Below are 21593 nucleotides of genomic sequence, written 5' to 3'. Positions count from 1 at the left end.
CCCAGCGGGCGGCTCTTATCCGCGTTTCACAAGGCCGATCAGGAAAAGCAGAATGATTGCCCCAATGGTGGCGAAAATAATTGACGAGACCAGACCGCCGCCAACGGCAAAACCAAGGGCTGGGAAAATTAGCCCGGCCAGAAATGCCCCGACAACGCCAACGATGATGTTACCAATCAAGCCGAATCCCCGGCCTTCCATGATCTTTCCGGACAACCATCCCGCGATGGCACCAATAAGCAGCATGGCCAAAAGGCTGCTGAATCCCATGACTTAACTCCTGACGCAGTTTCACTGGTCCCACTAAACCACGGTTAAGACAACGGGTCACGCCGTATGTGAATCACACCAGATATCCGCCATCGGAATCGTCGCCTGCCTCTTCCATCAACCGGCCCATGTCCGGAACAGATACACGGCGCTTGCCTTCTAGCAAGATGATCTCGTCTTTCTTCAAGGCGGATATCTGACGGCTGACGGTTTCCAGTGTAAGGCCAAGGTAGTCTGCCATCGCCTCGCGCGTCAGCGGAAGATCAAAAACGATTGGGCTGGAACTTCCGTTCTGCGCAATCGACGCATCCCGGCGCGCGATGATGGACAACAGGCTTGCGATTTTTTCGCGCGCAGTCTTGCGCCCCAGCACCAGCATCCATTCACGGGCAGCGTCCAGCTCATCCAATGTCATCTGAAGCAAACGATGCGCGATATGCGGAGTAGCACCCATCAGTTCTTCGAACGGCTTCTTACGGAAACAGCACATGACAATGTCAGTCGTTGCCACGACGTCGTAAGGCGCTGAATCTCGACCGGGACGACCGACGAAATCGCTGGGCAGCAAAAGGCCAACCATCTGCGTGCGCCCATCTTCCATGGTCTGAGTCAAAGAAGCGATCCCCGACACGACCGAGCCCACGAAATTCATCTGATCACCGGACCAGATGATTGTCTGCCCAGCCTCGAAGCTGCGATAATATTTAATACCTTCAAGAAGCTCCAGCTCATGAACATCGCAATGCGCGCAGACTGCTCTGTGGCGGATTGGACAATCTTCACAGTTTGTATGATCGATTTTGAAAATCTGTGTCATGCGCGTTCCCACTTGATCTCTATCAAGGTTGCTAGGCGTGCCGTCCTCTAACGGTATCGCCATGATAGTTAAACCACAACTTGCAAAGCTTGGACTATTTGACGCGAAAGTACCGCGCTACACAAGCTATCCAACAGCCCCTCACTTCAACAATGATGTGGGGGTAAACCTTTACGAAGACTGGATTACCGGCATCAAACCCGGCAGCTCCGTCTCGTTGTACATACACGTGCCCTTCTGCCGCAGGCTGTGTTGGTTTTGTGCCTGCAGAACACAGGGGACGCAAACTGACAACCCGGTCATCGCCTATGTCGACGTCCTCAAGGCCGAGCTTGATCTGCTGGCCGCGCGCCTGCCTCAAGGCGTCACCCTGTCGCGTCTGCACTGGGGCGGTGGCACACCAACGCTGTTGAATCCCGATCTGATGCGGGATCTGGCCACACGCATTCTGGATGTTGTACCGCTGGGCCCGGGTGCTGAATTCTCGGTAGAAATCGACCCGAACGAGATTGACCAGGCCCGACTGGACGCGTTGGCCGAAGCGGGCATGAACCGTGCCTCGATCGGCGTGCAGGATTTCGACGATGAGATTCAGAAAACTATCGGTCGCGTCCAAAGCTATGACACCACGCGCGCAGCTGTGGACATGATCCGTGCCCGCGGCATTACCAGCCTGAACGCTGATATCCTGTACGGTCTGCCGCATCAGACCAAATCAAGGATGACAGAAAGCGTACAGAAACTGCTGTCACTGAACCCCGACCGCGTTGCGCTGTATGGATACGCCCACGTGCCGTGGATGGCCAAACGGCAACAGTTGATTCCTTCGGACGCATTGCCCACGCCCGAGCAACGTCTGGAGCTGTTCGAGACGGCCCGTCGACTGTTCCTCTGGGATGATTACGCCGAGATCGGAATTGACCACTTTGCCACGCAGGATGATGGTCTGGCACATGCGCTCAGGGCCGGGCGACTGAAACGGAACTTTCAGGGTTATACGGATGATCAGGCCGAGGTGCTGATCGGTGTGGGCGCAAGCTCGATCTCGCGATTTCCTCAGGGCTACGCCCAGAACGCACCGGCAACATCGGCCTATACGAAAGCCATCCGCGAGGGGCGCTTTGCAACCTCGCGCGGACATTTGTTCAAAGGGCAGGACATTTTGCGCGCACGTCTGATCGAAGCGCTGATGTGTGATTTTCAGATCAATTCGGCTGAGATTCTGCGTGACCACAACATATCCGCCCAAGAGCTGAACGAGATGTACCAGAGGGCCAATGCCGACTTCAACAATCTGCTACACGTCACCAAGGATGGCCTGTTCATTCCACCCGAGGCCCGGCCGCTGACCCGAATGATTGCCCGCAGCTTTGACGCCTATGACCTGAGCAAGGCAGGCCACAGCTCGGCGATCTGATCGCTTACAGGTGGGCCCGGTTGTGCGGCCCGCCGCTTAGATACCAGTACAGGGGCTTGACGCGAGCCTCTGGTTGTCTTCACACTTGGGCGGAACGATCCGAACCCTGAGGCAGGTGAATTCGCAGTCAGTCCTCGCCCACGCAGCCGTGTGGGTCGGCCCTTTTCGTGCAGGTATTACTGCAACCTGAAAAGAGGGACATCACTCATGCGCGTATTCACCGTCCTCGGCCCCAGCCAATCTGGCAAGACAACCCTGGTCGAGGCCATAAGCCGCCTCGACAACCGACCCACCACATTCGATGTCTCCGGAACCGTGCACTTGCACGGTTTTTCTTACTTGGACGAGCCCTGGTGCGCGATCGATGTGGACGGGGGCAGCGACAATCTGGGTTATGTCGGACCAGCCATGGCGATTTCGGATGCGGCGGTTGTGGTTGTCCCGCCAGACCCAGACGCAGCTGTCTTGTGCGCGCCCTATCTGCGGCTGGTTGAAGAGGCGGGCATTCCCTGTTTCCTGTTCATCAATCGGATGGATGCCCCAAATGGCCGTATCCGGGATATCATCGCCGCGTTACAGACCTACTGCACCCAGCACATCGCCCTACGTCAGGTCCCTATACGCGACGGCGAGACAATAGTCGGCGCGGTCGATCTGATCTCGGAGCGGGCTTGGAAATATCAGGAAGGCCAGCCCTCGGCCCTGATCGAACTGCCGCACTCGGTCGAGGACCGCGAACAAGAAGCCCGCACCGAGCTGCTAGAGACGCTGTCGGATTTTGACGATCACCTGTTGGAGCAGCTGATCGAAGACAAACAGCCCGCAAGTGCCGAGATCTACGATCTGGCCGCGCAGGTTTTGCAGAACCACCAGTTGATCCCCGCCTGTCTGGGCGCGGCCAGCCATGGCAATGGCCTGACCCGCCTGATGAAAGCCCTGCGGCACGAAGCCCCTGAGTTCAACATTGCCGCCAACCGCGATGAGGCCACCGAGACTGCCCGCGCCATTGCGGGATTCGCGGACGTGAAGAAACATATCGGCAAGATCATCGTCCTTCGTGGCCTGGGAGATGGCGTGCATGCGCATGAAGCTTTGGGAGGTGAGACGGTCGGCAATCTGACGACACTTGACGTCAAGACCCAGATTTCCGGGCTGGAGGCAGGTCAGATCGGGCTGGCCGTGAAATCCGATCACCTGATCCCCGGCAATATTTACGACAGCAAATCCGAATCTCCGTTGCCGGAATGGGCATCATCACATCCAGTCGCCCAACGTCAGATCGTATCACCCGCGCATGAGCGAGATGACGTGCGCCTGTCGAACGCTCTGACCCGTCTTGTCGAGATCGACCCCGGTCTCCATCTGGAACAGGATGAGCTGACCGGCCATGCGGTGCTGGGCTCTCAAGGCCCGCAGCACATGCGCCGGATCACCGCCAAACTGGCCGAAGATTTCGGGATTGAAATCGTGGCCGACCCGATCGAGACCGCCTATCGCGAAACCATCCGTGCGCCCATCGAACACCGCCACCGTCACCGCAAGCAATCCGGTGGTGCGGGTCAGTTTGCAGATGTCGTGATCTCGGTCACGCCCATGCCGCGCGGATCAGGGTTTCAGTTCGAAGAGATCGTGAAAGGCGGTTCGGTGCCGCGCAACTATATTCCCTCAGTTGAACACGGAGCCAAGGACGCGCTGGAGCAGGGGCCCGAGGGCTTCCCTGTTGTTGATGTCAAAATCACGCTGAGTGACGGCAAACACCACAATGTGGACAGTTCCGATTATGCTTTCCGCACCGCAGGCAAGAACGCCGTACGCGAGGCGCTGCCTCAGGCCAAACCGGTGGTCCTGCAGCCCATTCTGAACGCAGAGATTCACCTGCCATCCGATTTCGTCGGCGACCTTGTCCCCACGATCAGTTCCTTACAGGGTCAAGTGCTGGGTTTCGAAGGCAACCCCAACGCTTCGGGCTGGGAGATTTTCAATGCCCAACTTCCTGCCGTGGCCGAGGATGAGTTGCATCGCACCCTGGCCAGCGCCACGCGCGGCACCGGTTGGGTAAAGTTAAGCTTTGATCACTATGAAGAACTGCGCGGCCCTATACCGAAAACGGCAACGCGGGAAACCGCAAACGCGTGAAAAACACGGCGAGCGGGCTTCAGCCCGCTGCCGCAATCAATTCGCGGGTGTAATCTGTCTGCGCGTTTTCGAACAGGTCTTCGGCAGCGCCCATTTCAATCACGTCACCGTTCCGCATAACGATGACATTATGTGACATCGCCCGGACCACTTTTAGGTCATGGCTGATGAACAGATATGCCAACCCGTATTTCCGCTGCAGATCTCGCAGCAAGTCTACGATCTGCACCTGAACCGTCATGTCCAGCGCGCTTGTCGGCTCATCCAGCACCAGAAGTTTGGGACGGAGCACCATCGCCCGTGCGATGGCGATACGCTGCCGCTGCCCGCCCGAGAACTCGTGCGGATACCGGTCCATCGACGCCGGGTCCAACCCCACTTCGGTCATCACATCCGCCACCAGATCACGCGGGGAGCGGTGTGGATCAATCTTGTGGATTGCCAGACCCTCGGCGATGATTTGCATACAGGTCATGCGCGGGCTCAGGCTGCCAAACGGGTCCTGAAACACAATCTGCATATCCTTGCGCAAACGGCGCAATTCGCGTGTGGACCAACGGCGCACATCCTGGTCGCGAAAGGTGATACCACCCTCGGACGCGATCAGCCGCATGATGGCCAGCGCCAACGTGGTCTTGCCCGACCCGCTTTCGCCCACGATCCCCACGGTTTCGCCGGCGCGCACGCTGAGGCTGGCGTCATTCACCGCCTTAACATGGCCGACAGTTCGCTTTAGAAAGCCGCGCTGGATCGGGAACCAGACTTTCAGATGATCAGTGCGGGCGACCTCTTCTGCATCCGCGGCGACCGGATCGGGTTGGCCCGACGGTTCGGCCGCCAGCAATTTCCGGGTATAGGGATGCTGAGGGTTCTCGAAGATGTCCGCGGTTGCACCGGCTTCGACAATCTCTCCGTCCTTCATGACGCAAACTCGATCGGCGATCCGGCGCACGATGCCAAGGTCATGGGTGATGAACAGCATCCCCATGTTTTCGGCTTTCTGCAGGTCTGCCAGCAACTCGAGTATCTGTGCCTGAATGGTCACGTCCAGCGCCGTGGTCGGTTCATCTGCGATCAGAATGTCCGGCTTATTGGCAAGCGCCATGGCGATCATGACGCGCTGCCGTTGCCCGCCCGAAAGTTGGTGCGGATAGCTGTCCAACCGATCCTTCGGGTCCCGGATACCAACCTTCGTCAGCAACTCGACAATCCGATCACGGGCCGCGTCGCCCACCACCCCCTGATGCAGCGCCAGCGATTCTGCCATCTGCTTCTGGATCGTGTGCAACGGGTTCAACGATGTCATCGGTTCTTGAAAGATGAAGCTGATGTCGTTGCCGCGCACATCCATCAGATGTTGCTCGGACGTCCCGATCATCTCTTGCCCGTCATATTTCACCGAACCTTCGACAATCGCGCTGTCTCCCAACAGCGAGACGGTCGACAAGGCGGTCACAGATTTTCCGGACCCGGATTCCCCTACCAAAGCCACGGTTTCCCCACGATCCACGGTGAAGGACACGCCCTTGACCGCCGCACTGACCTGCCCGTCCTGCCGGAACGAAACCTTGAGGTTGTTTACATCCAGCAGGCTCATGAGAAGGTCTTTCTGGGATCAAACGCATCGCGGACGCCTTCGAAAATGAAGACCAGAAGCGACAGCATGATGGCAAAGGTGAAAAAGGCGGTAAAGGCCAGCCAAGGGGCCTGCAAGTTCTGTTTTGCCTGCAAGGTCAGCTCGCCAAGTGACGGGGCCGAGGACGGCAGGCCGAAGCCCAGAAAATCCAGCGAGGCAAGTCCGCCAATCGTGCCGGTGACGATGAAGGGCATGAAGGTCAGCGTGGCGACCATTGCATTGGGCAGCATGTGGCGGAACATGATCGTCCTGTTGCTGACGCCCAACGCCCGCGCGGCCCGGACATATTCAAGGTTTCGCGCCCGCAGGAACTCAGCTCGGACAACGCCAACCAATCCGGTCCAGCTGAACAGGATCATAAGCAACACCAGCAACCAGAAACTGCGCCCTAGAATAGCGAACATGATGATGATCACATAAAGCGATGGGGTGGCCGACCAAATCTCGATGATCCGTTGAAAGATCAAATCCAGCCAGCCGCCAAAAAAGCCCTGAATGGCGCCTGCGAAGATACCGATCAGGCTGGCAACACCTGTGACCATCAGCGTGAACAGAATGGACAGACGGAACCCATAGATCACCCGTGCAAGCACATCGCGCTTGGTGTCATCGGTGCCCAACAGGTTCTGACCATTGGGCGGCAGCGGGGCGGCGCCCGGCCGATCAACGCTGGTTTTGAAAGAGTATGGGATCAGCGGCCAGATGGCCCAGCCGCGCTCGAACCCGTCGGCGGCAAAGGATCCGGCCTCGATCTGTTCGATAATGCCGTCAGGATCGTCAAAGCACTGATCCAAACCGCCACTGTCTATCAGACAACGCACTTCGGGGTCGCGATAGATTGCTTCGGTTTGGAAATCACCGCCAAACTCGGTCTCTGGGTAGAAATTGAAGATCGGCGTATAAAGCTCACCGCGGTATTTCACCAGGATCGGTTTGTCATTTGCGATAAATTCAGCAAATAGCGACAGGCCGAACAGGATCGAGAAGATGATCAGCGACCAGAACGCCCGGCCATTGCGACGGAAGTTGCGCCACCGGCGCTGATTCAGGGGGGAAAGCGCCATTTACCCCTCCCGCTTTTCAAAGTCGATGCGCGGATCAACCAACACATACATCAGATCACTGATGATGCCGACCACCAAACCCATCAGGCCAAAGATAAACAGGGTCCCGAAAATAACCGGGTAATCGCGCGCGACCGCCGCCTCGAACCCAAGGCGACCCAATCCATCCAGCGAAAAGATGGTTTCGATGATGATTGACCCTCCGAAAAACACACCGATGAAGACGGCCGGAAAACCCGCGATTACGATCAGCATCGCATTGCGGAACACGTGGCCGTACAGCACCCGGCTTTCGCTCAGGCCCTTGGCGCGGGCGGTCATGACATATTGCTTTTTAATCTCGTCCAGAAACGAGTTTTTGGTCAGCAAGGTGAGCGTTGCGAAGGCCGAGATGGTCAGCGCCAGGATCGGCAACGCGATATGCCAGAAGTAATCGGCAATCTTGCCAAATACACTCAGGCTGTCCCAGTTGTCCGAGGTAAGCCCCCGCAATGGAAAGATCTGCCAATAGGACCCACCGGCAAATAGCACCAGCAGCAAAATGGCGAACAGAAATCCTGGGATGGCATAGGCCACGATGATGGCGCCACTGGTCCAGGTGTCAAAGCTTGATCCGTCCCTGATCGCCTTGCGAATACCCAGAGGGATCGACACCAGATAGGCAATCAGCGTCGACCAAAGCCCTAGCGAAATAGACACCGGCATCTTTTCCAGCACCAGATCGGTCACACTGATCGACCGGAAATAGCTCTCGCCAAAATCCAGCGTCAGGTAATTACCCATCATATTCAGAAACCGTTCCAAGGGCGGTTTGTCGAACCCGAATTCTTTTTCCAGTTCTTCGATGAATTCAGGCGGCAAGCCACGCCCGCCGATATAGCGGTCATTTGTGCCGCCGGTCTGCTGCTCAATATCGCCACCACCGCCAGCGATACCTTCAAATACATCTCCACCACCCTCCATCTGGGCGATGATCTGTTCAATCGGGCCGCCTGGCACAAACTGCACAAGGGTGAAGTTGACGATCATGATTCCCAGCAGTGTGGGAATGACCAGCAGCAGGCGTCTTAGAATATATGCTCCCATTTGGGCGGATTACCTCAAGGCGCCGGAGGATTTCAACTGGGCTTCCTGCTCGGCGTTGATCCACCACAGGTCTTCGACTCCCAATGAATAAGGCGGCAGGTTTTCCGGGTATTCATACATGTCCCAATAGGCAACCCAGTATTTGCCCAAATACCAAGTGGGCACCATGATCCGCTTGGCCCGCAGAACACGGTCCAGGGCGCGAACATTGGCAAACAACTCTTCGCTGTTGGTCGCTGCCACGATGTTGTCGATCAACGGTTCAATATCCGGGCCATACGCACCAGACGGGTTGAATACGGAATACGAGGCCGCCTCGGTTCCGAATTGCTGGTACAGTCCCGTCGAAGGTTGCAGCGAACTTGGGTACCCGCCGAAAATCATGTCGAAATCCCGGTCACGGCGGCGCAGGGTGAATTGCGCATTGTCCACACGATTGTAGGTCGCATCTATGCCCATCGTCCTCAGGTTAGCGACAAATGGCTGGATGATACGATCAAGAGTCGGCTGGTCTGACAGAAATTCTATGGCCAGTACTTCACCGTTTTGATTGCGGCGGATACCGTCTTCGCCCACCTGCCAACCGGCCTCATCCAGCAGCTTCATCGCGGCGCGCAGATTGCGACGATCATTCTGACGCTCGGCGCGGGATTCATGGGCAACGACCGGTAGGTCGGTCAGTACCGCAGGGTCCAGCGCATCGCCGAGGCTTTGCAGAACCTCCAGTTCTCGCCCCTCGGGCAGCCCCGTCGCCTCTAGGTGAGTTCCCTGCCAGAATGAGTCGCGCTGCTGAAACAGGCCATATTGCAAGCTTTCATTCGTCCATTCGAAGTTGAATCCTAACTGGACGGCTTCGCGCACCTTGGGATCCTGAAATTGCGGTCGGTCCAGGTTCATGACAAAGCCCGAAGCGTTGGGGACATCCCCGTCTTCCAGCTCTACCCGAACCACTGTTCCGTTTGCTATGGCAGGAAAATCATAGGCCGTTGCCCAGCTTTTCGAGTTGTTTTCCTGGCGCAGTGTGAACGTGCCCGCCTTGAACCCTTCCATCGCAGCAATCGAGTCCGCGAAATATTCGATCCGGATGGAGTCATAGTTGTTGCGGCCAACATTCACATTAACGTGGTCGCCCCAATAGTCCGGGTTGCGCTTGTAGACGATGCGCCGGTTGATGTCATAGCTGTCCAAAACATAAGGTCCGGATCCGATACCCGGCTCAAGCCGGGATTTGTCGAGCCGCCGGTTTTCGGGGTCTGCCTCAAACCAGGCCTTGGAAAACACAGATGTCCCGGCAACCTGACTTATTAGGCCACGGCGCGGGATATCCGGTGCGAAGTAGAATTTAACCCGATGATCATCCAGCGCTTCGGCACGCGGAATCATCTCGCGGACGGCGTCGGCATAGGATTTTAACCCCTGTTCCAGCAGCAGATTATGCGAAAACACAACATCTTCGGCAGTCACCGGGGTTCCATCGGAAAACCGTGCCTCAGGTCGCATGTTGAAGATGACCCAATCCTGACTTTCCGGGTATTCAAGGCTTTCTGCCAGCAGACCGTAGTAAGTGGCCGTTTCATCATAGGACGCGACCATGAGGGATTCATACTGATCCGCAGAACGCGCACCCGCGCGGCCCTGCCGCGTGTAGGGGTTGAAACTGTCAAATGTCCCTTGTGCTGCATAAGACAACTCTCCGCCGCGCGGCGCATCAGGATTTACATAGTCGAAATGGGCAAACCCTTCAGGGTATTTCAAATCGCCAAATTCCGAGAATCCGTGGCTTTTGATGATGGTCTCTTCGGCAAACAGTTGAGAGGTCATGAGCGCAAGCAGCAAAAAGCCGGTAATCGGTATGGTCAACCAACCTCTGAAATCCAATGCACGTGCCTGAACAATCTGTCGGTTGGATTCCATTTGGCTCATCCCCTGTTGCGTCACTTCTTATAGTCTTGCGCCTGAACGAAGCTAAAGGTCCAGCGTTGACTGATTCAAGTTTAGAATGCGTGAGCGCATTGTGAAGGTTTCTTCATACAAAAAAAGCCGCTGCACGGGGCAGCGGCTTTGAATTTCAGATGTGCCGGTCTGGCATCAGTTGCCGATTGTCTGCAGATAGGCAATCAGATCGGCACGGTCCTGCGGTTTTTTCAGGCCAGCAAAACTCATGGATGTGCCCGAGATATAGCTGCTTGGCTTGGTCAGGAAGGCATCCAGTGCTTCGGGTGTCCAGTTGCCGCCATGGGCCTGCATCGGTGGCGAATAGCCGGTAAAACCGCTGGCCGTTGCGACAGGGCGGTCAACGACACCATACAGATAGGGGCCTGTGCCGTTTGCACCGTCTTCCAGCTTGTGACACGCGGTACACTTGCGGAAAACTTTGGCGCCTTTTTCAACGTCGGCGGCGGCCAGAAGCTCTTCAAATACTACCTCTTCACCGTTGGCGCTTTCGCCTGCGCTTTCGGTTTCGATGATGTACGAAGCCGTCTCGCCATGGGCATCGGCGTGGTAAAGCTCTTCTGCGGCCCATTTGGCCAGAAGCAGCACCAGGAAGGTGCCAAACAGGCCTGCTGCGGCCTTGGTAACTGTCATCGTGTCGAACATTGATCGCGAGTCCATTTCAGCTGTCTGCGGGGTGTCTAAGGCTTCCCCTTACAAGAGGCAAGGTATAGACACCGCGACTAAACGCCCAATTCTGGAACTTGTTGCACGGAATCGACCAAATGACAAAACGTATCGCATTTCAGGGAGAACCCGGTGCCTATAGCCACGAGGCATGCCGAAACGCTCGTCCCGATATGGAGGCCCTGCCCTGCCGCACATTTGAGGATGTGATCGAATCAGTTCGGTCCGGCAAAGCAGACCTGGCGATGCTTCCGGTCGAAAACACGACCTATGGGCGGGTGGCCGATATTCACCGCCTGCTGCCCCATAGCGGGTTGCATATCATCGACGAAGCTTTTGTTCGCGTACACATCAATTTGTTGGCCGTCCCCGGTGCCAAGCTGAGCGACATCACCGAAGCGCATTCGCATCTGGTACTGCTGCCACAATGCGCTGGGTTCCTGAAGCAGCACGGCATTCACGGACGCGTCAGCCCGGACAATGCCCGCGCCGCGCGCGAGGTTTCCGAGGCTGCCGAACTGCATTCTGCCGCGCTGGCCAGCGAGTTGGCCGGAGAGATCTATAACCTGAACGTCCTTGCCCGCCATATCGAGGACAGCGACGACAACACCACGCGTTTTTTGATCATGTCACGCGATGCGGACCTGTCGCGGCGCGGGGCGCATGGGATGATCACCAGCTTTGTGTTTCAGGTCCGCAACATCCCGGCCGCGCTGTATAAGGCGATGGGCGGGTTCGCCACCAATGGTGTCAACATGACCAAGCTGGAAAGCTATATGGTCGACGGGTCGTTCACGGCCACTCAGTTCTATGCGGATATTGTCGGGCACCCGGACGATCGCAATGTGCAACTGGCCCTGGAAGAGCTGGAACATTTTACCACCAATGTCGAGATTCTGGGCGTCTATCCGGCAGTCCAGCCGCGCGGCTAGCTCAACCCAGCCGGTATTTCTTGCACATCGCCCCTTCATGTGAGCGGTAATCGACAAATCCCATGGCCGCGTAATAGGCCAGGCCTTCGGCATTTTGCGCGCCAATGGTCGCGTCTATTGCAGGCAGACCTGCGGCGCGGGCCGCCAGCAGCGTTTCCTGAAATAGGGCCCGCCCGACCCCCATGCGCGCGGCTGATGGACGTATATGTGTTCCGATGATGCCCCAACCGGCTGTTACGCCATAAGGGTTTCCGTCGACGGCCAGTTTCAGCGCCTGAAAGCCCAATACCTGTGAACCCTGCACCGCCACGGTGCATTGGATGCTGCCGTGGTGGCTGATGTAATGCTCTTTGGCAAAACCCTCATCGCTGGGTTTGGTGCGCTTACCGGCGGTCACGATCTCTTGCAGGACCTCGGAAATACCTTTGGCGTCATCCACAACAGCGCTGCGCAATATCACATCAGACATTCAGGGCCTCTTGTCTCGGAATTCTCAAGAACCGTGCAGATGACGTTCTTCCATTTCCCGCGCGAATTCGCTGAGGCGGGCCTGAAACTGTCGCCGGAACCGCGACTGACCCAATCTGAGCGATTGCAGCAACAGCCGTGCAGGCAGGGATTTGGCCGATAGCGACATATCCACGGTCAGCCGGGTTCTACGTTGCGACAGGGCCAGAAACTCGACCCTGGTTGAGCCATTCATTCCCTTGCTTGCCGCCTCGAACCGCATATGGGTCGGTGGATCACATTCGGCCATATTGATTTCCACGCGCCGGGGCTTTCCGCGCATACGGAACTCGGTCTCCCAGGATGTACCGGACACAACGCCCATATGCCCTGACAAACGCCGGACCTCGATCCCGCGGCGCATTGCCATCCGCTCGAACCGTTCGAAATCCGCAAACATTTCGAACACGGCGTTGACAGGGGCCTGAATATCTTCACGTGCGGAGAATTGCATGGTGGGTTATCGTTCTCTTGCCTATTCGCCCAGTATTTTGTCAGTCGAGCGTATCTGCAAGCCAGTTTTGCAGCAGAAAATGCGCAATCGCGCCTTTGCGCGCTGGCAGAAGGCTGGGATGTTCCCCAGCAAAGACCTGCATCATTTCAGCCTTATTCACCCATATCGCGTCTTCGATTTCAACCGGGTCTATAGTGATTTCTTGCGACAATGCCTCGCCTGCACAGCCAAACATCAGTGACGCCGGAAAGGGCCAGGGCTGGCTGGAAAGATAGGTTACTTGCCCGACGGGGACACCGGCCTCTTCCATCACCTCTCTGCGCACCGCCGCTTCCAGCGTTTCTCCGGGTTCGACAAATCCGGCCAGTAGCGAATACATCCCTTCAGGCCATCCCGGGGATCGCCCCATCAGCACCGAATTCCTATATGTGATCAACATGATGACCACCGGGTCGGTGCGTGGGAAATGCTGCCCCCCACACGACGGGCAACTGCGTTGCCATCCTGCTTGCGCCATATCGCTGGCGGCGCCGCAACGAGCGCAAAACCTATGGGTTTCATGCCAGGCGATGACCGCCTTGGCGGAAGCCGAAAGTTCGGCATCACGTGGGGAAAGGCGCGCCATGATGCGGCGCAATTCGACAAAAACCTGACCTTCAGGCAAATCCGGGTGCTGTTGCTCTGATCGGTCGAAGAATGCTCCAAGCTCGGACAGGTCAACGCCCTCGGGCATCCAATCGGATATATCAAAGGCAAAAACCGGAACCTCATCCGAGAGACCAAGCAATACTGGCGCTGGGACGATCCCACCGGGACCATTTGCGATCAGCTCGTGCAAGACAGGTAACAAGCAGAGTTGATCAAGGGCCTCTCCTTGAACCAGCAGCTTTCCGCGCCACAGCAACAGGCATTTCGCTTTCGGATGTGCTCGCGCTGCTGCCATCGCGTCGACGTCTCCACGAAGATGTGCGGCACGATCCAGCCCTGATCCACCAAACGTTACCTGTTCCGCGTTCTTCATTTAAATTCCTCTGGTTCGCCTGCACAGGGCTGCCATGACAGCTTCGGTGTTGCAACGACAATTCCACGACCGAAAACCGAGGCGATCCTGTCAAATTACCGCAAGTGCATAAAAAAATTTGCACTTACTATGCTTTTTGTTGAAGTTGTTATTCATAAAACTGCCAAAAGTAGAGTATTGAAAACAATTTCGCATTTGTCTGATCAGTCTGTAGGTATCCGGATTTTGGCGACCACCGATCTGCACATGAACCTGTGCAGTTTTGATTATTACGCGGATCAAGACGAACCTACGATCGGATTGACCCGAACGGCCAGCCTGATCCGGCAGGCGCGGAACGAGGCTGAGGCAGACGGAGATATCGTCTTGCTCTTCGACAACGGAGACGCTCTGCAGGGTACACCGTTGGGGGATTGGGCTGCCGATCCCGCCAATGCGCCGCACATCCTGATGCAGGCCTTCGGCAGCCTGGGATATGACGCGATTGGCCTGGGAAATCACGACTTCGGATTTGGGCTTCAATTCTTACAGCACGTTATCTCTGACGCCCCCTGCCCTGTGCTCAGCAGCAATGCCTTGCGCACGAATGGGCCACAGATCTGGCAAGATCATGTCATTTTGCACAAAGAGATCCCTGGCGCGCCGACACCTATGGCCCTGAAGATTGGTGTATTTTCGGTCCTTCCCCCTCAGACAGCGCAATGGGAGGCGCACAAGCTGCACGACACCCTTACCACTCAGGACATCCTGACTTGTGCGGCAAACAAAGTCAGAAAGCTCAAAGACGAAAATTGCGACCTGATCATCGCGCTGGCCCATACCGGTTTCGGACCGGACAGGTCACAACGGAATATGGAAAACGCGATTATTCCGCTGGCCGAAATCGAAGGTATCGACGCAATAATTGCTGGTCATTCCCATTTGACCTATCCCGTCAAGGCCGGCTCTGAAAACACTCTGGTGCATGGCAAACCAGTTGTCTTACCCGGAACGGCCGGATCACATCTGGGGGTGATCGACTTGAAACTTCACTCGGCAGAGCGCGGCGGCTGGACCGTTGGCGAAGCCCGGGCGGCGCTACGACCGATATCTGCAGGGCGTCCCGACGAACTGGTATCACTGGCGCCCGAAGATCCGGAATTGTTGCATCTGTTTTCCTCTGGTCATGCCGAAACCCGCAGGCGAGCGGGCCAGCCGGTCGGCCGCACCCCGCACCATCTGCACAGCTATTTCAGCTTTTGCGCCGAGGACCGTGGGCTGAGGCTGGTCGCCGCCGCCCAGGCTGCCGCGTTACGTCTGTGTATGTCCGATACCGACCTGGCAGATATTCCGATTTTATCGGCGGTTTCACCTTCGAAATTCGGCGGTCGGGCCGGGCCGCGATTCTATACGGATGTTAAGCCTGGCGAGATATTCCTGCGTAACGTGGTTGACCTGCATGTTTTTCCAAACGAATTGCAGGGTGTCATTGTATCCGGTGACCAAATCGTGGACTGGCTTGAGATGTCCGCAGCTGTTTTCAACCAGATTTCGACCGGATCTGCATCCGAACTTATTTGCGAAAATCGGGTGGGTCACAACTTTGATGTGCTATACGGGCTGTCCTGCAGAATTGATCTGACACAACCTCCGCGTTTCGACGATATGGGCACCTTGATCAATGCCGAAAACCGGCGTGTTTCAGAGGTTCTGGTCGGTGCCACCCCCATTGCACCGGATCAGCAATTTGCCGTCGCGCTTAACAATTATCGCGCCAGCGGGGGCGGGCATTTCCCATTTGCGGGTAATGCGCAACGTATCAACATGCCCATCCTGCCGGTCCAGCAAGCCCTGCTGGATTATCTGTCAGGCACCTTGGTCAGCGATCCGCTGGAAGAGGCCCAGGAACCCTTCAGAATCACTAGTAACACGGGTACGCAGGCGATCTTACGCACCGGTCCAAATGCCCACCGACATCTGCAGGACATTCAGGAATTTGATCCACAAGTCCTTGGAACTGACGGAAATGGCTTTTTACGGATTCTTCTGACCTTCTGACGGGTTGTGTTTTTCCGGCCAACTGCCTATATCCACCCTCGAGAGGTTGGCGCGGGCGAGCGCCTCGCCAACCTGGTCAGATCCGGAAGGAAGCAGCCACAACGAGCCCCGCTTGGGTCGATGTCCAACCTCTCACTTACGCGCAACGACCGCCGCAGGAGGGACTTTATGATTGTAGCAATGACCCTTCGGGCAGAGCGTTTCCGGGACTAACCCCCGCTTTTGCCTGAACACGTTACCGATGGGTGCGCGTCTGCCACCCTGATGGTTTCCTGTATCTGAACACAGGCAGAACAATGTCCAAAACACTTTCGGACCTGGGATGGTCCTCTCATTTTGCAGCCCAACATGCTGTGAACCCTACCTGCACACCGCATCGCATCAACGCCGTCCATCGTGATCGCCTGATCGGCCTGAATGCGCTTGGCGGCACATCTGATCTGACCCCTGACCGATCAACCGGCGAATTTGCGGTTGGCGATTGGGTCCTTGCGGATGATCAAAACCGCATTCGGCATCTTTTGGAGCGCAAAAGCCTCTTGCAACGCCGGGCCGCAGGCACCGGTGCGCAAGTTCAGCTGATCGCGGCGAATGTGGATGTGCTGTATATCGTCAGTTCCTGCAATGCCGATTTCAATCTGGCACGGCTTGAGCGTTATCTGGCGCTGGCGCATCAGGCCGGGTGCTATCCGGTTGTTGTCCTGACCAAGGCCGACAGCTGCCCTGACCCAGAGAGCTATGCCAGTCAGGCCAGTTCGCTGGCTCGGTTTCTGACCGTTCTAACCGTCAACGCGCTGGAGGCGTCAGAAATTGATCCGATCCTGTCCTGGTGCCCTGCCGGGCAAACTGCTGCTTTGGTCGGCTCATCCGGTGTCGGCAAAACCACATTGGCGAACGCCATGACTGGTCAGGCCGGGGCAACGGCGGGGATCCGCGAGGATGACGCACGGGGTCGCCACACCACGACCCATCGTGCGCTTCACCCGATGCGAAACGGGGGGTGGCTGATTGATACGCCAGGAATGCGCGCCCTGCGTTTGATGGATGCCCAAGACGGCGTGGATGAGGTTTTCTCAGACCTTCTGGAATTGGCTGCGACCTGCCGGTTTTCAGATTGCCAGCATCAGGCCGAACCCGGTTGCGCCGTGCAAGAGGCGATTGCCGATGGCCTGCTCTCGCCGGACCGGCTGGTACGCTGGAACAAGCTGCGGCGCGAGGATCAGAGGAACTCTGAAACCCTTGCGCAATCCCGGGCGCGCGACAAAGCCTTTGGTAAAATGGTGCGGTCTGTCATGCATGACAAAAAGTCTCGCAACAGACCCTAACGGGGACGGAAAAGCGCGTCTTCAGGCAATCAACCGGGGCCAAAGCGCCTGATTTCTGCGGGCAAAGGCACCGATATGACCGATCTCGGGCACTCCGATCTCTTTCGGAGACAGCAGATGCCGCCGCGCCTTTGGTCCATACAGATCGGCAAGCCGCCAGACAGCGTCTGGCGGCACCATCTGGTCGTCCTCGAAGGTGAACAGGTCCACCGGCGTATTCGATTGCGCCCATCTCGCTTCGGGCAGAGCGTCACCGATCTGCGGCACATAATTCTGCGGCGCCGTGCACCAGCTACGCCATTGCCAATAGACCGGACCAGGCAAATCGGCACCGATCCCCACCGCTTTGCCCGGCAGATAGCCCAGCGCATTCACTGCCAGACGCCCATGCACATGCCAGAACATCCACGCCAGCCCGCGATAGGGCCAGGGATGGTCGGACAGAGTAACCAGCCCCGAACATACACAGATCATCCGGTCGATCTGATCAATGTCTGGCTGCACCGGCCCCAGCAAGCCGCCAAGGGAATGACCGATGCTCCACTGCAAAGCGTCCGGGAACCGCCTGCGCATCTCAGCCCGTGCGGCGGGCATGTCGACCAAGGCCCAATCCGCCATGGTCACCTCGGAGGTTTTGAGTTTGTCGCGCAGCGAATGCCCGAAATCGCTGTAGTCATAGGTCAAACAGGCAATACCCTGTTCGGCGGCCAGCCAACGGGCAAAATGCTGGTAATATTCGCGCGGCACTGCAGTTGCGCTGTGAATCACCACGGCGACCTTCGGCTCGGTTTCAGGCAGATACAGCCGCGCCGACAGGCTGGCAGAGCCTGAGGCAAAGTCAAAGTCCTTAGTCTGGACGCAGGGCGTGGTATCAAGCATGGCGCTTCCGACAAATTCTGAACTACTCGGTTCACTCAACAATCGGCCCGATTTCGGCCACCAGAGTCAAGATTTCATCAAGATGACCAAACGTCCGGTTTGAACCCCAACAGGTGGCTTGACTCGGGGTCTGCATAGCCGCTAGCGATGTGGTGATGGTTCTTGCCCCGGAATTGGGGCGGGATGAAAAGGGAACACGGTGCGGTCTGCCCCGGCGATGCCGGAAAGGGCCAACTCCGCGACTGCCCCCGCAACTGTAAGCGGTGAGCAATGCCGAAATACCACTGGCCCCAGGGCTGGGAAGGTCGGCAAAGCGACGACCCGCAAGTCAGGAGACCTGCCATCGTATCGAAACCGAAACTCGGGCGGGGTGTCCGGGCAGGTCGTCAGCGCGCTGTCACACCTGATCCTCACCCTTCGTCCTGCGCGCGGAGGGCGCATTATGATCTGGAAAACAAAGACACATGAATTCACCGCAACCGTCTGTCAGAGGACCGGGAAACCCTGCCCCGCCCTGGCCCGAATGGCACGCGCCATGGCCGAGGCGATAGCGACGGCAAGGCCTGCGACATCCAAAACATTCGAGGTCGAAGGCACCAGCGATCTGACCCATTGCACCGAAGGCTGCACGGCCCGTTTTCGGGCACAATCAGAACAGATCAGAGTCTATTGCGGCACCAGCACGGACACGCCGACAGAAAAGCTGGACGCCTATGGCGACATGATGTTCGGGCCGGAGTTCATCCAGAAATCCGCTGGTTTTCTGTCAGAACCACCCTGTGCGATGCTCGACGTATCGACCCTGCCGCCGCGCAGCGACAGTATTCCGTATCAAGTGTCTGCCTGATTCAAGGAAGGGTTCGGGCCGGCAACCCGGCCCAGTCCTTTTGCGCGTCGGTTTCCACCGCGCAGGGCCGAACCGCACGCAACCGCCGAAGCGCTTGGTCAGGCGCTTCGCCGCATTCCACCATTAGCCGCATCACAACCATCCCCGAACGTCCGCACCCACCGCGGCAATGCACCAGCACCTTGCCGCCACTGGCAAGGACATGTTGGGCGGCGGCGCTGGCTTGCGGCCAAAGCGCCTCAACCTCAGGCGTGGGGGCGCCGAAATCGGAGACCGGAAGGTGGACCCAGGCAATCCGTTCGCACTGCAGGTCCGCCTCGAATGAACGCGCGCCGGAATGCTGGAACTCATCCAGAGTAGTCATCGAGATGACCAGGTCCGGCGCCCAATCCCGGATTACTGCGAAATCCCCAGCATAATCGCCCGTGACACCCGGCAGTGGGCACAGAGCGATCTGCCCTTTGCCCAATCCAAGAGGGTGAATTGCAAAACTCTCCAACACAGCTCCTTTTCCTGCATCACCACATGGGGCTAAAGCCCCTCATGATTTACCGGCTCTGATACAACTTGCCAAAACGAAATTCCTTTTCGCGCGCGGTGGACGCGGACGGCGGGGGTCTCTACGCTGCAAACCTGACACGAATCCAACAGAGCAGACATGACCGACACGCCCAGCCCCGCCTATCAGGTTCTCGCGCGGAAATACCGCCCGGAAACTTTTGCTGACCTCGTCGGTCAGAACGCAATGGTGCGCACGCTGAAAAACGCGTTCGAGGCCGACCGGATTGCACAAGCCTTCATCATGACTGGCATCCGCGGCACCGGTAAGACGACCACGGCCCGGATCATCGCCAAGGGCATGAACTGCATCGGTCCTGATGGGCAAGGCAAGCCCACGACCGAACCCTGCGGCCAGTGCGAACATTGCGTCGCCATCATGGAAGGCCGCCATGTCGATGTGATGGAGATGGACGCCGCCAGCCGCACCGGCGTAAATGACATCCGCGAAATCATCGACTCGGTGCGCTATCGTGCCGCCAGTGCACGCTATAAGATCTACATTATCGACGAGGTTCACATGCTTTCGACCAGCGCGTTCAACGCGCTGCTCAAGACGTTGGAAGAACCTCCTGCGCATGTGAAGTTCATCTTTGCCACGACCGAAATCCGCAAAGTCCCGGTGACTGTTCTGTCGCGGTGCCAACGATTTGACCTGCGCCGGATCGAACCCGAGGACATGATTGGCCTGCTCAATAAGATCGCAGCGGCTGAGAAGGCACAGATCGCGGATGATGCCCTGGCGCTGATCACCCGCGCGGCCGAGGGGTCGGCGCGCGACGCAACATCGCTGCTGGATCAGGCAATCAGCCATGGGGCCGGTGAAACCAGCGCAGATCAAGTGCGCGCGATGCTGGGTCTGGCCGACCGGGGCCGGGTATTGGACTTGATGGAAATGATCCTGCGAGGGGATGCAGCAAGCGCGCTGACTGAATTGGGCGGGCAATATGCCGAAGGGGCCGATCCGCTATCCGTGCTGCGTGACCTGGCCGAAATCACGCACTGGGTTTCGGTTGTAAAGATCACGCCAGACGCAGCCGAGGACCCGACGGTTTCCCCTGATGAACGTGCCCGTGGTCAGCAAATGGCCGAGGCCCTGCCAATGCGCGTTTTGACCCGGATGTGGCAGATGTTGCTGAAAGCGCTGGAAGAGGTATCGGCCGCGCCAAATGCCATGATGGCTGCTGAAATGGCCGTTATCCGCCTGACCCATGTTGCCGACTTGCCCAGCCCCGAAGAGCTGATCAAGCGCCTGCAGGACAACCCGCCTCCGCCTCCGAATGGCGGTCCTGGCGGTGGTATGGCCGTGCCCTCTCAGGCTCCGGTACCAGCGGCATCATCTTCTTACGTATCCGCAACTAGCAGCCCCGCCGGCGCGCCGTCGGCCGCTCTGGCCCATGATATCCAATCGGCGCTTGCACGGTATCCGAGTTTTGACCACGTGGTTGAATTGATCCGCACCAATCGGGATGTGAAACTTCTGGTCGAGGTCGAAAACGGGGTGCGGCTGGTTTCTTACCAACCGGGGCGGATCGAATTCACCCCGACACAGAACGCACCCACAGATCTGGCAGCGAGACTGGGTTCGTCGCTGCAACGATGGACTGGCAACCGCTGGGCTGTGTCGATTGTGGCCGATGGTGAGGTTGCGACCATCGCCGAGATTCGAGACGCCGCTGAGCTGGCGTTGAAAGCAGAGGCTGAGAAACACCCGTTGGTTCAGGCGGTGCTCATGCAATTTCCGAAGGCACGCATCAAACGGATCGAAACCCCGGAGGAACGCGCCGCCAAGGTAGAAACCGAAGCCCTACCTGAGGTCGAAGACGAATGGGACCCGTTCGAGGAGGATTAACAGCTGCACTTTGCACACATCGATGCGGTCTACTACGAAGCATGCGAAGTATTTAACCCTGGCTGGGATGGCGAACCGGTTAGCGAATTGGTCGAAGCAGTTGCTCTCACCTTGCATCCGGTATCCATGGTCTTGC

19 protein-coding genes, 1 other RNA gene and 1 riboswitch are annotated in these 21593 nt (G+C 57.5%); of the genes, 8 read left to right on the top strand and 12 right to left on the bottom strand.

The genetic code is table 11. The features are described from left to right. Positions 1-15: 15 nt before the first annotated feature. Together AC2FH6_RS15015 and fnrL are read right to left on the bottom strand one after the other, a co-directional pair. Entirely contained in the window at positions 16-270 is a 255-nt protein-coding gene (locus tag AC2FH6_RS15015) for a GlsB/YeaQ/YmgE family stress response membrane protein (protein ID WP_142636950.1), read from the bottom strand. Between the two features lie 73 nt (positions 271-343). After that, on the bottom strand, positions 344-1087 hold the full coding sequence (fnrL, locus tag AC2FH6_RS15010) for a transcriptional regulator FnrL (protein WP_496703367.1): 744 nt from the start codon (positions 1085-1087) through the stop codon (positions 344-346). A 61-nt stretch (positions 1088-1148) separates the two neighbouring features. Between fnrL and hemN the strand changes: the two genes are divergently transcribed. Together hemN and AC2FH6_RS15000 are read left to right on the top strand one after the other, a co-directional pair. Beyond that, positions 1149-2504 (top strand): oxygen-independent coproporphyrinogen III oxidase, encoded by a 1356-nt coding sequence (gene hemN, locus AC2FH6_RS15005; protein ID WP_496703365.1) that lies wholly within the window; start codon positions 1149-1151, stop codon positions 2502-2504. A 207-nt stretch (positions 2505-2711) separates the two neighbouring features. Further along, positions 2712-4640, top strand: a complete 1929-nt coding sequence (locus AC2FH6_RS15000; protein ID WP_496703363.1) for an elongation factor G — start codon at positions 2712-2714, stop codon at positions 4638-4640. 19 nt (positions 4641-4659) lie between these two features. Here the strand turns inward: AC2FH6_RS15000 and AC2FH6_RS14995 are convergent, their stop codons facing one another. From AC2FH6_RS14995 to AC2FH6_RS14975, 5 genes are all read right to left on the bottom strand, one after another. After that, positions 4660-6237 (bottom strand): ABC transporter ATP-binding protein, encoded by a 1578-nt coding sequence (locus tag AC2FH6_RS14995; RefSeq protein ID WP_496703362.1) that lies wholly within the window; start codon positions 6235-6237, stop codon positions 4660-4662. Then, on the bottom strand, positions 6234-7340 hold the full coding sequence (locus AC2FH6_RS14990) for an ABC transporter permease (RefSeq protein WP_142636960.1): 1107 nt from the start codon (positions 7338-7340) through the stop codon (positions 6234-6236). Before AC2FH6_RS14990 ends, AC2FH6_RS14995 begins: the two co-directional genes overlap by 4 nt. Further along, a complete protein-coding gene (locus tag AC2FH6_RS14985; protein ID WP_142636962.1) occupies positions 7341-8426 on the bottom strand; it encodes a microcin C ABC transporter permease YejB in 1086 nt (361 codons plus the stop codon). A 9-nt stretch (positions 8427-8435) separates the two neighbouring features. Then, positions 8436-10340: an extracellular solute-binding protein gene (locus AC2FH6_RS14980; RefSeq protein ID WP_282021944.1), complete on the bottom strand. Its 1905-nt coding sequence runs from the start codon at positions 10338-10340 to the stop codon at positions 8436-8438. Between the two features lie 174 nt (positions 10341-10514). Further along, complete coding sequence (locus tag AC2FH6_RS14975; protein WP_281973121.1) at positions 10515-11024, bottom strand: c-type cytochrome; 510 nt, start codon at positions 11022-11024, stop codon at positions 10515-10517. A 119-nt stretch (positions 11025-11143) separates the two neighbouring features. Between AC2FH6_RS14975 and AC2FH6_RS14970 the strand changes: the two genes are divergently transcribed. Then, on the top strand, positions 11144-11977 hold the full coding sequence (locus AC2FH6_RS14970) for a prephenate dehydratase (protein ID WP_271949791.1): 834 nt from the start codon (positions 11144-11146) through the stop codon (positions 11975-11977). Position 11978: 1 nt separating this feature from the next. On the opposite strand, the gene AC2FH6_RS14965 is transcribed toward AC2FH6_RS14970, so the two are convergent. From AC2FH6_RS14965 to nudC, 3 genes are read right to left on the bottom strand one after another with little or no spacing between them, the layout of a single operon-like run. Further along, complete coding sequence (locus tag AC2FH6_RS14965; RefSeq protein WP_496702638.1) at positions 11979-12446, bottom strand: GNAT family N-acetyltransferase; 468 nt, start codon at positions 12444-12446, stop codon at positions 11979-11981. 24 nt (positions 12447-12470) lie between these two features. Beyond that, a complete protein-coding gene (locus AC2FH6_RS14960) occupies positions 12471-12938 on the bottom strand; it encodes an SRPBCC family protein (protein WP_496677812.1) in 468 nt (155 codons plus the stop codon). A gap of 40 nt (positions 12939-12978) precedes the next feature. Beyond that, positions 12979-13959, bottom strand: a complete 981-nt coding sequence (gene nudC, locus AC2FH6_RS14955) for an NAD(+) diphosphatase (protein WP_142636972.1) — start codon at positions 13957-13959, stop codon at positions 12979-12981. A gap of 177 nt (positions 13960-14136) precedes the next feature. Between nudC and AC2FH6_RS14950 the strand changes: the two genes are divergently transcribed. From AC2FH6_RS14950 to rsgA, 3 genes are all read left to right on the top strand, one after another. Beyond that, the gene (locus AC2FH6_RS14950; protein ID WP_496703359.1) at positions 14137-15996 is read left to right on the top strand and encodes a 5'-nucleotidase C-terminal domain-containing protein; all 1860 of its coding nucleotides are present in this window, start codon (positions 14137-14139) and stop codon (positions 15994-15996) included. A gap of 39 nt (positions 15997-16035) precedes the next feature. Further along, an RNA gene (gene ffs / locus AC2FH6_RS14945) (signal recognition particle sRNA small type) lies at positions 16036-16134 on the top strand. 158 nt (positions 16135-16292) lie between these two features. Beyond that, the gene (gene rsgA / locus AC2FH6_RS14940; RefSeq protein ID WP_496703357.1) at positions 16293-17321 is read left to right on the top strand and encodes a ribosome small subunit-dependent GTPase A; all 1029 of its coding nucleotides are present in this window, start codon (positions 16293-16295) and stop codon (positions 17319-17321) included. Positions 17322-17342: 21 nt separating this feature from the next. On the opposite strand, the gene AC2FH6_RS14935 is transcribed toward rsgA, so the two are convergent. After that, positions 17343-18200, bottom strand: coding sequence for an alpha/beta hydrolase family protein (locus tag AC2FH6_RS14935; protein WP_282021949.1), 858 nt, complete (start codon positions 18198-18200; stop codon positions 17343-17345). A gap of 139 nt (positions 18201-18339) precedes the next feature. Continuing rightward, positions 18340-18559: riboswitch (cobalamin riboswitch) on the top strand. An 83-nt stretch (positions 18560-18642) separates the two neighbouring features. On the opposite strand from AC2FH6_RS14935, the gene AC2FH6_RS14930 reads away from it, so the two are divergent. Further along, positions 18643-19047: a hypothetical protein gene (locus AC2FH6_RS14930; protein WP_496703355.1), complete on the top strand. Its 405-nt coding sequence runs from the start codon at positions 18643-18645 to the stop codon at positions 19045-19047. Position 19048: 1 nt separating this feature from the next. Here the strand turns inward: AC2FH6_RS14930 and AC2FH6_RS14925 are convergent, their stop codons facing one another. Then, the gene (locus tag AC2FH6_RS14925) at positions 19049-19549 is read right to left on the bottom strand and encodes a protein-tyrosine phosphatase family protein (protein ID WP_425595855.1); all 501 of its coding nucleotides are present in this window, start codon (positions 19547-19549) and stop codon (positions 19049-19051) included. 156 nt (positions 19550-19705) lie between these two features. On the opposite strand from AC2FH6_RS14925, the gene AC2FH6_RS14920 reads away from it, so the two are divergent. Then, positions 19706-21457 carry a DNA polymerase III subunit gamma/tau gene (locus tag AC2FH6_RS14920; protein ID WP_496689908.1) on the top strand — a complete coding sequence of 584 codons (1752 nt, stop codon included), beginning with the start codon at positions 19706-19708 and terminating at the stop codon, positions 21455-21457. Positions 21458-21593: the final 136 nt, after the last annotated feature.

The organism is Ruegeria sp. CDSC045, assembly GCF_059610725.1.
Note: the sequence above shows the minus strand (reverse complement) of the source record. Positions and strands in the feature narration are given on the sequence as shown.

What these genes read in the sequence shown, in the direction of transcription:
- AC2FH6_RS15015 (WP_142636950.1), bottom strand. Translation starts at nt 270, where the DNA reads ATGGGATTCAGCAGCCTTTTGGCCATGCTGCTTATTGGTGCCATCGCG.
- fnrL (WP_496703367.1), bottom strand. Translation starts at nt 1,087, where the DNA reads ATGACACAGATTTTCAAAATCGATCATACAAACTGTGAAGATTGTCCA.
- hemN (WP_496703365.1), top strand. Translation starts at nt 1,149, where the DNA reads ATGATAGTTAAACCACAACTTGCAAAGCTTGGACTATTTGACGCGAAA.
- AC2FH6_RS15000 (WP_496703363.1), top strand. Translation starts at nt 2,712, where the DNA reads ATGCGCGTATTCACCGTCCTCGGCCCCAGCCAATCTGGCAAGACAACC.
- AC2FH6_RS14995 (WP_496703362.1), bottom strand. Translation starts at nt 6,237, where the DNA reads ATGAGCCTGCTGGATGTAAACAACCTCAAGGTTTCGTTCCGGCAGGAC.
- AC2FH6_RS14990 (WP_142636960.1), bottom strand. Translation starts at nt 7,340, where the DNA reads ATGGCGCTTTCCCCCCTGAATCAGCGCCGGTGGCGCAACTTCCGTCGC.
- AC2FH6_RS14985 (WP_142636962.1), bottom strand. Translation starts at nt 8,426, where the DNA reads ATGGGAGCATATATTCTAAGACGCCTGCTGCTGGTCATTCCCACACTG.
- AC2FH6_RS14980 (WP_282021944.1), bottom strand. Translation starts at nt 10,340, where the DNA reads ATGGAATCCAACCGACAGATTGTTCAGGCACGTGCATTGGATTTCAGA.
- AC2FH6_RS14975 (WP_281973121.1), bottom strand. Translation starts at nt 11,024, where the DNA reads ATGTTCGACACGATGACAGTTACCAAGGCCGCAGCAGGCCTGTTTGGC.
- AC2FH6_RS14970 (WP_271949791.1), top strand. Translation starts at nt 11,144, where the DNA reads ATGACAAAACGTATCGCATTTCAGGGAGAACCCGGTGCCTATAGCCAC.
- AC2FH6_RS14965 (WP_496702638.1), bottom strand. Translation starts at nt 12,446, where the DNA reads ATGTCTGATGTGATATTGCGCAGCGCTGTTGTGGATGACGCCAAAGGT.
- AC2FH6_RS14960 (WP_496677812.1), bottom strand. Translation starts at nt 12,938, where the DNA reads ATGCAATTCTCCGCACGTGAAGATATTCAGGCCCCTGTCAACGCCGTG.
- nudC (WP_142636972.1), bottom strand. Translation starts at nt 13,959, where the DNA reads ATGAAGAACGCGGAACAGGTAACGTTTGGTGGATCAGGGCTGGATCGT.
- rsgA (WP_496703357.1), top strand. Translation starts at nt 16,293, where the DNA reads ATGTCCAAAACACTTTCGGACCTGGGATGGTCCTCTCATTTTGCAGCC.
- AC2FH6_RS14935 (WP_282021949.1), bottom strand. Translation starts at nt 18,200, where the DNA reads ATGCTTGATACCACGCCCTGCGTCCAGACTAAGGACTTTGACTTTGCC.
- AC2FH6_RS14930 (WP_496703355.1), top strand. Translation starts at nt 18,643, where the DNA reads ATGATCTGGAAAACAAAGACACATGAATTCACCGCAACCGTCTGTCAG.
- AC2FH6_RS14920 (WP_496689908.1), top strand. Translation starts at nt 19,706, where the DNA reads ATGACCGACACGCCCAGCCCCGCCTATCAGGTTCTCGCGCGGAAATAC.